The sequence below is a fragment of the Xanthomonas hortorum pv. pelargonii genome, from assembly GCF_024499015.1.
Lineage (GTDB): Bacteria > Pseudomonadota > Gammaproteobacteria > Xanthomonadales > Xanthomonadaceae > Xanthomonas > Xanthomonas hortorum_B.
This window is the reverse complement of record NZ_CP098604.1, coordinates 3,708,925-3,720,661: the sequence shown is the minus strand read 5'-3', so window position 1 is coordinate 3,720,661 and position 11,737 is coordinate 3,708,925. Positions and strand designations below refer to the sequence as shown.

Annotated in this window: 8 protein-coding genes and 1 pseudogene; 3 read left to right on the top strand and 6 right to left on the bottom strand. The window is 65.4% G+C overall.

Features of this window, described 5'->3' with window-relative positions:
• The first annotated feature begins 5 nt into the window (after nucleotides 1–5).
• The 3 genes from cysK to NDY25_RS16065 all read left to right on the top strand — a co-directional run bounded on the left by cysK (nucleotide 6) and on the right by NDY25_RS16065 (nucleotide 2,473).
• Complete coding sequence (gene cysK, locus NDY25_RS16075; RefSeq protein ID WP_006451419.1) at nucleotides 6–965, top strand: cysteine synthase A; 960 nt, start codon at nucleotides 6–8, stop codon at nucleotides 963–965.
• Between the two features lie 253 nt (nucleotides 966–1,218).
• Nucleotides 1,219–1,725 carry a methyltransferase family protein gene (locus NDY25_RS16070; RefSeq protein WP_168958787.1) on the top strand — a complete coding sequence of 169 codons (507 nt, stop codon included), beginning with the start codon at nucleotides 1,219–1,221 and terminating at the stop codon, nucleotides 1,723–1,725.
• Between the two features lie 208 nt (nucleotides 1,726–1,933).
• Nucleotides 1,934–2,473, top strand: a complete 540-nt coding sequence (locus tag NDY25_RS16065) for an O-acetyl-ADP-ribose deacetylase (RefSeq protein ID WP_168958786.1) — start codon at nucleotides 1,934–1,936, stop codon at nucleotides 2,471–2,473.
• A gap of 246 nt (nucleotides 2,474–2,719) precedes the next feature.
• Here the strand turns inward: NDY25_RS16065 and NDY25_RS16060 are convergent, their stop codons facing one another.
• From NDY25_RS16060 to NDY25_RS16035, 6 genes and pseudogenes are all read right to left on the bottom strand, one after another.
• On the bottom strand, nucleotides 2,720–3,724 hold the full coding sequence (locus NDY25_RS16060; RefSeq protein ID WP_006451416.1) for a class I fructose-bisphosphate aldolase: 1,005 nt from the start codon (nucleotides 3,722–3,724) through the stop codon (nucleotides 2,720–2,722).
• 350 nt (nucleotides 3,725–4,074) lie between these two features.
• Nucleotides 4,075–5,541 (bottom strand): pyruvate kinase, encoded by a 1,467-nt coding sequence (pyk, locus tag NDY25_RS16055; RefSeq protein ID WP_168958785.1) that lies wholly within the window; start codon nucleotides 5,539–5,541, stop codon nucleotides 4,075–4,077.
• Between the two features lie 208 nt (nucleotides 5,542–5,749).
• On the bottom strand, nucleotides 5,750–6,403 hold the full coding sequence (locus tag NDY25_RS16050; protein WP_168958784.1) for an HAD family hydrolase: 654 nt from the start codon (nucleotides 6,401–6,403) through the stop codon (nucleotides 5,750–5,752).
• Complete coding sequence (locus NDY25_RS16045; RefSeq protein ID WP_168958783.1) at nucleotides 6,400–7,575, bottom strand: phosphoglycerate kinase; 1,176 nt, start codon at nucleotides 7,573–7,575, stop codon at nucleotides 6,400–6,402. The genes NDY25_RS16050 and NDY25_RS16045 overlap by 4 nt, the downstream gene beginning before the upstream one ends.
• A 320-nt stretch (nucleotides 7,576–7,895) precedes the next feature.
• Entirely contained in the window at nucleotides 7,896–9,254 is a 1,359-nt protein-coding gene (locus tag NDY25_RS16040) for a DUF3999 domain-containing protein (RefSeq protein WP_256627560.1), read from the bottom strand.
• A pseudogene (locus NDY25_RS16035) lies at nucleotides 9,251–11,725 on the bottom strand (DUF2339 domain-containing protein); the annotation flags it as partial. The gene NDY25_RS16040 and the pseudogene NDY25_RS16035, both read right to left, overlap by 4 nt.
• Nucleotides 11,726–11,737: the final 12 nt, after the last annotated feature.

Sequence of the window (11,737 nt, the reverse complement as noted above, 5' to 3'; positions counted from 1 at the left end):
ACCCCATGGCCCTGTACGACAACATCCTCGACACCATCGGCCGTACCCCGGTGGTCAAGCTCCATCGCCTCGCGCCCGAGCACGTGACCCTGTACGTCAAGGTCGAGGCGTTCAATCCGGGCGGCTCGGTCAAGGACCGGCTGGCGCTGGCGATCGTCCTGGACGCCGAGCAGCGCGGCCTGCTCAAGCCCGGCGACACCATTGTCGAGGCCACTTCCGGCAACACCGGCGTGGCGCTGGCAATGGTCGCCGCCGCGCGCGGCTACAAATTCGTCGCCACCATGGTGGAAACCTTCTCCATCGAGCGCCGCAAGCTGATGCGCGCGTATGGCGCCAAGGTGATCCTGACCCCGGCCGCCGAGCGCGGTAGCGGCATGGTGCGCAAGGCCAAGGAACTGGCCGAGCAGCACGGCTGGTTCCTGGCCAGCCAGTTCGCCAATCCGGCCAATCCGGCCTACCACCGCAACACCACCGCGGCCGAAATCCTGCGCGATTTCGCCGGCCACCGGCTGGACCATTTCGTCACCGGCTGGGGCACCGGCGGCACGCTCACTGGCGTGGGCGAAGTGCTGCGCGTGGCCCGCCCGGAAGTACGCATCACCGCCACCGAGCCGGCCGGCGCCGCCTTGCTGCAGGGCCAGGACTGGAAGCCGCACAAGATCCAGGGCTGGACCCCGGACTTCGTGCCGGAGGTGCTCAATCGCGATGTCGCGCATGAAGTACTGAGCGTGGAAGACACCGATGGGATCACTGTGGCCCGTCGCCTGGCCGCCGAGGAAGGCATCTTCACCGGCATCTCCGGCGGCGCCACCGTCGCCACTGCATTGCGCGTGGCCGAAAGCGCGGTGCCCGGCGCCGTCATCCTGGCAATGCTGCCCGATACCGGCGAGCGTTACTTCTCCACGCCGCTGTTCGCCGACATCAACGAAGGCTCCGACGACGATTGGTTGGCCGGTCTGCCCTGATCGTCGCGTTGTGTCTGCATGCAAGGCCGCGCCCACAGCGCGGCCTTTTTGTTTGTGGTCGGTCCAATCATCGGCCTCGCCTTCCTCGGCATGCGATCGCGTCATGCAATCGCATGGTGCCGCAGATACCTCGGACATCGCAAAGCTTTTTGTAGATCGTTGTGTGCGGAGCAGCTCGCACTACGGCACCCGTGCACTCCCGTCCATATCAAGGAAACGTTAGGATGGCGGCCGTGATGCAGGGAGACACAGTGTGAGCAACCGGCCGTACGGACACAGCGACACCCGCACCGCGCGGGCGCCATGGCTGGTCAAGATCACCTCGCCTGCTCATTTTGCGCTGGCACTGGGCCTGGGTGCCTGGCTGCAAAGCGCATTGAACCTGCCTGTGCCTGCGCCAATCCCGTTGGCGTGGATCGAGCTGGCCGGCGGCGGCATCGCCGGTCTCGGGCTGGCGCTGGCGGTGAGCTGCTTCATCCTGTTCGCGCGCCGGCGCACTACCATCATGCCCAGCGGCCATCCCTCGCGGCTGGTGCTGGACGGCCCGTATCGCTTCACCCGCAATCCGATGTATCTAGCGCTGGTGCTGAGCTACGTCGGCCTATGTCTGCAGCTGGGTCTGCTGTGGGCGGCTGCGCTGTTGCCGCTGCCATGGCTGGCCTTGCAGCTCTACGTCATTCCGTTCGAAGAAGCGCGCCTGCGCAGTGAATTCGGCCGCCATTACAGCGCCTATTGCGCGCGCGTGCGGCGCTGGTTGTAGCTCTCGATTGTCGGTGACATCTGCGTTGCGATTGATCCGATCGATCACATCGGTACCTTCGCACAGTCGCAGCATGCCATCGACGCGCGGCATCGACGTACGCGCGCCGGGCGGTCGCAGCAGATGAGATGAATGGGCGATAGCGTGCCTATTCCGCAACGCGCGCCCCATCACGCGTTCCTCATGCAAATCCGTTAACTATCGCGCTATGAAGATCGAAGTCTGGCAAGGCGACATCACCGAACTCGACGTCGACGTCATCGTCAACGCCGCCAACGAATCGTTGTTGGGCGGCAGTGGCGTCGATGGGGCCATCCATCGTGCTGCCGGCCCGCGTTTGCTGGAAGCCTGCGAAGCGTTACCGCAAGTGCGCCCGGGCGTGCGCTGCCCGACCGGCGAAATCCGCATCACCGACGGCTTCGATCTGAAGGCGCGCCATGTGTTCCATACCGTCGGTCCGGTGTGGCGCGACGGCAAGCACAACGAGCCGGAACAACTCGCCAATTGCTACTGGCAGTCACTGAAACTTGCCGAGCAGATGATGCTGCATTCGATCGCCTTTCCGGCGATCAGTTGCGGCATCTACGGATACCCGTTGTATCAGGCCGCACGCATTGCCGTGACCGAAACGCGCGACTGGCAGCGCTCGCACAAGGTGCCCAAACACATCGTGCTGGTGGCCTACAACGAGGCGACCTTCAAGGCGTATCAGCAGGCATTGGCCGCGCAGGAAATTGCGGCTGCCTGAGGCGCGATGCAAAGGTTGAAGTGACGAGCGCCGCGAGGCGCTCGTTGCGTTTTGGCAAGGCGATTGACGTGCAGAGCCATCACTGCCGCCGACAGTCTTTCAACGACTTCAGTGCCGTATGAAGGTGTGGCCCGGAATCGCGCCCGATCAGCGCTATCGCTCCTGATCGAGGCAAATAAAAACGCCGGCATTGCTGCCGGCGTTTCGTCTTATCGATGCGACGGCCTTGCAGCCGTCGTCAACCGATCAGCCCTTCCACTTGCCCAGCGCGGCCAGGCCATTTTCCTTGGCGCGCTCATAGATGATCTGCTGCGCCTTGGCGAAGTTGCCGGTCATGTCCTTGGCCCACAGCTTCAGTGCGGCCTGCTGCATCGCACGGCCGTAGGAGAAGCTCAGCGGCCACGGCAGATTGCCGAGCTGGTGCATCTCGTTGAGGTGCGCGGTGGACTGCTCGTCGCTCTGGCCGCCGGACAGGAACACGATGCCCGGCAGGATCGCCGGCACGGTCGACTTCAGGCACATCACGGTGGACTCGGCCACTTCTTCGATGCCGGCCTGCTCTTCGCAGCCCTTGCCGGAGATGACCATCGAGGCCTTCAGGATGGTGCCTTCGAGCACGACATTCTGCTCATACAGTGCGCCGAACAGCGAACGCAGCGTGGCTTCGGTGACTTCGTAACAGGTCTCAATGTCGTGGCTGCCGTCCATGATCACTTCCGGCTCGACCATCGGTACCAGGCCCTGCTCCTGGCACAGCGCGGCGTAACGCGCCAGCGCATGCGAATTGGCCTCGATGCAGGTGCCGGACGGGATGTCTTCGCCGATGTTGATGACCGCACGCCACTTGGCGAAGCGTGCGCCCAGCGTGTAGTACTCCTCCAACCGCGCGCGCAGACCGTCCAGGCCTTCGGTGACCAGCTCGCCCGGCATGCCGGCCAGCGGCTGCGCACCCTTGTCGACCTTGATGCCCGGAATGATGCCGTGGGCGGTCATGTACTCGGCGAACGGCACGCCGTCCTTGGTCTTCTGACGGATGGTCTCGTCGAACAGGATGGCGCCGGAGATGTAGTCGCTCAGCTTGGGCGTGGTCAGCAGCAGTTCGCGGTACGCACGACGGTTTTCTTCGATGTTCTCGATGCCGACGCTGGCAAAACGCTTGGCGATCGTGCTGGTCGATTCGTCGATGGCGATGATGCCCTTGCCCGGGGCGACCATAGCCTGGGCGGTTTCGGCAAGCTGTTCGATGCTCATGTAGTTCCTGTGGCAGCTGCGGGGGAGAACGAAAGTATAGCGACGAAAGTCGCAGACATTCCTTCACGGAATGTCTGCAACCGATTACACGTGTCCTGCGTGACAGGATGTGTGGCGCGGCGCGCATCGCGATGTGCACGCATGCCGACGATGCCGGTGGCCGCGCATCGGGCGGATGCGCGCATGGGTCTTGTCTGGCGTCTTGCGTGCGCAAACGGTCCGCAACAGACCTCACCCGAACATGCCACACAGCACAACGGCGACCCGCAGGCCGCCGTTGTGTTTGTCCTCGCGATCACCACACAGCGCGCGTTTCGCACGCGCGCTGCGGCATCACCAAACAGGCGTGACTACAGCTCGCCCAGTCCGCTGGCGCGGCCGTCTTCGCCCACTTCCAGCAGGCGCAGCGTGTTGGTGGCGCCGTGGGTTTCCATATGCTCGCCGCTGGTGAATACCACACGGTCGCCAGGTCCCATGCGCTCGTTCTCCACCAGCAGACGGATCGCCGCACGTGCGGCTTCGCGCGGGGTCAGGCCGCGGCTGTCGAAGCTGATCGGGAACACGCCACGCATCATCGCCATGTGGCGGCGCGCGCCATCGTGACGGGTGAAGGCGTAGATCGGCATGTTGGAGCGGAAGCGCGACAGGTAACGCGGCGTGCCGCCGGATTCGGTCAACGCGACCACACCGGCCAGACCGATGTGCTCGGACAGGAACATGGTCGCCATCGCGATCGCCTGGTCGGCGCGCTGCAGGTTGCGTTGCGCGGCTTCGAAGTCGGTGTCGAATTCGAACTGGCGCTCGGCACCCAGACAGATGCGCGCCATCGCTTCCACCGCACGCACCGGATAGGCACCGGCCGCGGTTTCGGCCGAGAGCATTACCGCATCGGTGCCGTCGATGACCGCATTGGCAACGTCCAGCACTTCGGCGCGGGTCGGGATCGGGCTTTCCACCATCGACTGCAGCATCTGCGTGGCAGTGATGACCACTTTGTTCTGCGCCAGCGATTCGCGGATGATCTTCTTCTGCAGGCCCGGCAATTCGGCATCGCCGATTTCCACGCCCAGATCGCCGCGCGCCACCATCACCACGTCGGAGGCTTCGACGATTTCGACCAGGTTCTCGATCGCTTCGGTGCGCTCGATCTTGGACACCAGCGCGGCATCGCAACCGTGCTGACGCGCGATGCGGCGCGCATCGTTCATGTCTTCGGCGTTGCGGCAGAACGACACCGCGATGAAGTCCACGCCGATCTTGGCGACGATGCCGATCAGTTCCTTGTCGCGCTCGGTCAGCGCGCCGAGCGACAGGCCGCCGCCCTGCTTGTTCAACCCCTTGCGATCGGACAACACGCCATCGTTGAGCACGGTGGTGACGATGCGCTGGCCCTGCACTTCGGTGACCTGCAACTGCACCAGGCCGTCGTCGAGCAGCAGCACGTCGCCTGCAGTGACGTCCTGCGGCAGGCCCAGGTAGCTGACGCCCACCTGATGCTGATCGCCGGCCGGGGCATTGGCATCGGCCACCAGGTCGAAGCGCTCGCCCATGATCAGCTTGATCTTGCCTTCGGCAAAGCGCTCGATGCGGATCTTCGGGCCCGGCAGGTCGGCCAGGATGCCGACCTCGGCACCGACACGCACCGCAGCGGCGCGTACTTCGGCCGCACGCTTGGCCTGGCCGGATGGGTCGCCGTGGCTGAAATTGAGGCGCACCACGTTGACGCCCGCCTTGAACAAAGCGTCCAGCACACCGGGCGGATCCGTGGCCGGTCCGAGCGTTGCGAGGATCTTGGTGCGGCGTTGACGTTCTTTCATGATGGCCTCCCTGTAAAAGCCGCGAAACTTAACACACGCGTCACGTACCAAGGATGGCATTGCGGCATAGCCACCCTTGCATTCCGGCATGTCCTGAAGACAGTGCGGGACAGTACGTACGCTTTCCGCACCACGCTGACGCGCTGCGGGCTGAAACTGTGGGCTGCCACCGTAACGCGGCGGCGGTGAAGAACAGACTTTTCAAGCGTCACTTAGTTGCGTCGATCAATTCAGGCAACTCGGCCGGGCTGTGTGCGATTGCGCCGGCACCGGCGGCGCGCAGTTCGGCTTCGTCGCCGAAGCCCCACAACACGCCGATGCTGTGGATGCCGTGGTGATTGGCGCCATCGATATCCATGCGGCGGTCGCCGATCATCACGCAGCCGGTTTTTTCGATCTGCAAACGGCGCAATGCTTCGGCGATCAGGTCGGGCTTGAAGCGGCGCTCGCCGTCTTCGCTGGCGCCGATCACGTTCTCGAAGCACGCACCGAAGGGCAGATGCTCGACGATACGGCGCGCGTAGCGCTCGTTCTTCGAGGTCACGACCGCCAGGCGATGGCCGGCGCGCTGCAGGTCGATGACGACCTCACCGATACCGTCGAACACGCTCAGTTCGGTCCAGCCCACCGCGTCGTAACGCGCGCGGTAGGCGGCCAAGGTGCGCTGCACCAGCTCCGGATCATCCGGAAAGCACTCGGTGAAACTGTCGCGTAGTGGCGGGCCGATCCAGGCGCGCAGGGTCTGCGGCGACGGACGCGGCTGGCCCACCTCGTCGAAGGCATGCACGATGCTACCGACGATGCCCGGTTCCGAATCGACCAGGGTGCCATCCAGATCGAAGAACAGCGTGGCTGCACTCACTTACCGCGCGCCTCGAGTGCGGCCACCGCCGGCAGGGTCTTGCCTTCCAGGAACTCCAGGAACGCGCCGCCGCCGGTGGAGATGTAGGTGACGTCTTTGGCGATGTCGTACTTGTCCACGGCGGCCAGGGTGTCGCCACCGCCGGCAATCGAGAATGCCCTGGAGCTGGCGATCGCACGCGCCAGGGTTTCAGTGCCATGGCTGAAGGGCTCGAATTCGAACACACCCACCGGGCCGTTCCACACCACGGTGCCGGCGCTGGCGATCAGCTCGGCGTAGCGCTTGGCGGTCTGCGGGCCGATATCCAGAATCAGATCGTCGGCCTCCACGGCATCGAGCGACTTCACGGTGGCCTGCGCATCGGGCAGGAACTGCTTGGCAACCACCACATCGGTGGGCAACGGAATCTCCGCGCCGCGCAGCTTGGCATCGGCCACGATCTGGTTGGCAGTGGGAATCAGGTCCGGCTCGTTCAAGGACTTGCCCACGTCATGCCCGGCTGCGGCGATGAAGGTATTGGCGATGCCGCCACCGACGATCAGCTGGTCGACCTTGTTGACCAGGTTGGACAGCAGCTCTAGCTTGGTGGAGACCTTGCTGCCGGCCACGATCGCCAGCAGCGGCTTGGCCGGGTTGTCCAGTGCCTTGGCCAGCGCATCGAGCTCGGCCATCAACAGCGGGCCGCCTGCAGCCACCGGAGCGAAACGGATCACGCCATGCGTGGAGGCCTGCGCGCGATGCGCGGTGCCGAAGGCGTCCATGACGAACACATCGCATAGCGCGGCGTACTTGCGCGACAGGGTCTCGTCGTCCTTGCCCTCGCCGACATTCATGCGGCAATTTTCCAGCAGCACCACCTGGCCCGGCGCCACCTCGACCCCGTCGACCCAGTCGCGCACCAGCGGCACGTCCACGCCCAGCAGCGCGCTCAAGCGCGCCGCCACCGGCGCCAGCGAATCTTCTTCGGTCCAGCTGCCTTCCTTGGGGCGGCCCAGGTGCGAAGTCACCATCACTGCAGCGCCCTTTTCCAGCGCCAGCTTGATGGTGGGCACCGAGGCGGTGATGCGCTGCTCGGAGGTGATCTGGCCGTTGTCGATCGGCACGTTGAGATCCTGGCGGATCAGCACGCGCTTGCCGGAGAGATCGAGGTCGGTCATGCGGACGATGGACATGGGGTCAGCTCGCTAGGTCTGGGGAATGGAGAATCGGGAATGGGGAATCGAAGAAGCCGCCAGTGCGCAGAGCGCTGACGTCTGCGCGCTGCGCAGGTAGGTGGCTTGGTTGGGACAGCCGTTGCACGCTGCCGTTGCGTCCCCGTGCAGATCGCTGGGATCGCACATTGCCTGTCACGCATGTCGCTGCCAACAGGGCTGGCGACGCGGGAGGTGGTCGGTCGAAGACGACGGGCAATGCGGATGCCTTGGCGACGGGGAACGCCCATTGTCGGACCTTCGCGCCGCAGCGGCAAACCGCAGTGCGGCGCACCTCGTTATCAGGCGTTGCGATTGGCCGCCGAGCTACGCAGCAGACTCACTGCGAAACCGCCCACCAGCAAGGCGCCGCCAACCAGTAGGCCCCAGAGCAACCACTGCTTCCAGTCGCGTGGGGTGGCGGCCGGCTGCAACGCCACGTCACCAGCCAGCGGCTGTGCCTGCGCAGCGACGCTGGCCTGGGCCGGTTGCCACTGCGCACCGCGTTCGCGGCGCAATGCCTGCAGCATTGAGGCCAGCGGCGCTTCACCGCGTTGCACGCGCGCGCTGCCGGCAACCACGGCATACGGCGGCTGGCCCTGCGCGAGAAACATCACCCGCTCCGGCTGGTAGCCCACACGCAGCGTCGGCACCGCAGTACTGCGCCCTTGTGCGGCGAGCAGCCGCCACTGACGATCGCGCACCGGTGCAGACAGCACTTGCGGCGGCGAGGCGGCCGCCGCGCCATTGCCCAGGCGATAGGCCAACCACGGCCCGGCCCGGCGCTGCCACGGCGCATCGTCGGCGTCGCGGCTTTCCACGATCCATTCGACCGCTTCGGCCTGACCACCGCCGACATCGATCTGGGTGATCGGGAAGCGCCCCGGCAGGACGTAGACCACGGCTGCGTCCTGCGCAGTGCCCGGCAGCTCCAGCCATTCGGAGTGGGTGGGCGCGGCGATGCCGTCCAGTTCTGCATCGACCACCCGCAAGGCCGGCAACTCGCCCGACACCGGCACGATGCGCAGATAACGAGCGCCCTCGTCCAATGCGATGCGCCGTTGCTGCAGGCGCTGCGCCTGATTGTCCAGCGCCATCACGGTGGCGTCGGAAGCGAGCACGCGCCAGTCGCGCAGATCGTCGCTGCCTTCCACGCGCAGTTGGGCTTGCACCGGTGTGTTGCCGTCCCAGTCCAGCCACAGCGCACGCACACGATCGCGCAATGCGCTGGCATCGATCAGCCAACTGCCGCCGGCGCCCGCAGCTACCGATGTGCCGGTGGCAAAACGGCCTTCCAGCCGGCGCACCGCGCCACTGGCATCGCGCTCGGCAATCAGCTGCAGATCGCCGTTGGCAGGCGCCGCACCCGCCGGTAGCGCAAACAACGGCAAGCGCTGCCGGCGTGGCGCGACGGCTGGCGCTGCGTCCACGGCGAGTAATGCAGTTGGCACCTCTTCGCCACGCGCATCGATCACCGTGACATCACGCAACCCTGCGTCATCTGCGCTGCGATAGAGCGCATCGTTCAAGCTCAGCTGATACATGCCGGCATCCGAGCCGGCCACCTGCAACGGCCATTGCTGACGATAGTCCTGGCGCACATCGGCTGCTTGCGCCATCAGCGGCACCAGCAGCAGCCATCCCCATTGTCTCGCTTTCATGCCTGATCCTTTTCGACGCCATCGTCTGCGACAGCATGTTCTTCAGCAACCGCCTGACGCGGCGGCGCCGGTGCCAGATAGCCCACCACGGTGCACAACAGGCCGTAGGCCATGAACGAGCCGATGCCGAGCAAGTTGCCCAGATGCTGGCGATCGACCAACACCAACTTGGCCAATACCAGGCCCATCAACAACGCCCCACCCAACCACAGACCGCGTTGACCGCGACGCGAGCCGATCACCCAGCCCAGCACGCCCAGCACGCTCCACACGATGGTCAGGCTGGTCTGCGACAAGGTGGCGTTGATCAAGGACACATCCCACGCCACACCACCCCAGTGATGCACGCTGTGCAAGGTGCTGCCGGTGATCAACACCCAGCCCAGCACACCCAGCGCCGTCACACGCCACCGTTGCAAGGCCAACGGCGCTTGCGCAGACCATGCCCAACGCGCAAGCAAGGCCAGCACGGCCAGTTGCGCCAGCTCGGCCGGGTTGAGTACGGGCAGCCACGGCAATGGCGCGGCGCTCACCGGATCCAGCAACACGATCAACCAACCGATGCCCAGCACTGCGAACACACAGCTCAGCAAGGCATTGCGCGCAGGATCGAAGCTTGCCCCCTGCGGCCACGCCAGCCACGGCCAACGCAGCAGACCCACGGCCGCCACGGCAAGCCAGGGCGCGGCGAGCAATGAGCAGCGCCAGCCGTTGGCAAGCAGGAATGCATCGGCCAACCAGGCTGCGCCCAACGACACCACCAACGGCCACAGCAACCACCAGATGAACTGCGCGGCCACAGCGCCGGCACCGTGCTGCATGCGCAAGCACCACAGCGCACGCGCACCGGCCAACGCAAACGCCAACCACGCCAACGCGCCCCAATGCGCGAACGGCTGGGTATGCGCATGGCTCTGCCAAAGCGCCAGCGGCACGGCCAGCGCCAGCCCGGACATCACTGTCCACACCAACGCCGTTGCGGGGCGACGACGATGCACTTCGGCCGCAATCCACAGCGTAAGCGCGGTAAAGCCCAGCAGCAGATCCGGTTCGCTGCGCAGATCGCCAGCAAAACTGAAGATCTCGTGCATGCCAAAGAACGCCCACCAGCCCAGCCCCCACAGATACGCAACCAGTGCACGCCGTGGCTGCCCTGCATCGCGCAGGAACCAGGCACTGGCGCAGCCGGCAATGGCAAGCAGCAAGGTGCTCATGCAGGTGGCATTTGCAATGGCCAACACGTCGTAACGCCACGCATCCACGCCGAAGGCGACGCCGACCGCCGCAAGCAACTGCAGCGCCACACCGCTGAACTGCGAGATGCGTCGCTGCTGCCGCAAGCCCCACCACAACAAGCCCACACCTTCGAGTGCGAACACGCTGGCGGTGGCACGCGCCGACAATGCCAACGGCACCGCCAGCGTTGCAAAGCCCACCGCCAGCATCGCGTGTGCTTCGCCCAGCAAGCGCGTGGAGGCACGCCGCAGCAGCCAGCTCGCCAGACCTGCATACAGCACTGCCACGGCCAGCGCGCACAAGGCCAGCGGCAACCGATCGCCTTCCAGCAGACGCGCCTGCAACGCGAACGCCACCAGCGGTGTGCCGAACAACAGGCTGCCGTCGATGACCTTGCCTGCACTGCCATCGCCGCGACGCGCATGCAGCACCGGAATCGCCACATACATGGCGAAGAACAGCAGCAGGAACGGCTCGGTACTGGCGAATTTTGCCGGGCTGTATTGCAGCGCGCCCCACAGCGTGCCGATGCCGAAGGTGAAAGCGAATCCGAGCAGGTTCAGCACCCGCCACGGACGCGTCCAGGCGATCGCCACGATGCCGGCGTTGAGCACGGCGTAATACGAGAACAGTGCAACATGATTGCCGCTGCCGGTTGATAGCCAGATCGGCGCGAGGAAGCCGGCCAATACACCGAGCACCGCCAGCGTGCGCGAATCCTGCACCACCGCCAGCACGCACATGCCGGCAATCAGCACCACGCTGATCCCCATCGCCAGGCCGGCGCCCAGCAATCCATACAACTTGAAGGCGGCGAACACGGTGAGCAACAAGCCGCCGATGGCGCCACCCTGCAAGGCCAACGCAAAGCCCGGGCGCTGCAGCCGTTGCTTCCAGCCGAACACCAGGCCGGCCAATGCCAGCACGCTGATCCCGGCCAGCCGCAGCTCGACCGGCATGCGCATCCAGCCCTGGTCGCTGGCGTACTTCAACAGCGACGCCACACCGGCCAACAACACCAGCATGCCGACCTTGACCGGCACATTGCCTTCGGTGAACCAGCGCTTCACTGCGCTGGCGGCACGCGAGATCGGGCCGGGTTCGGATGGGATGTAGTGCGGTTGCTGCTGTGGATCAGACTGTGCAGGCGCAGTGGACGAAGTCGGCGCATCGCCAGTGCTGCGCGCTGCCGAAGACGCGAGAGCTTCTGCCGGCAATGATGGCGGCATCGTCACGACAGGCACCGG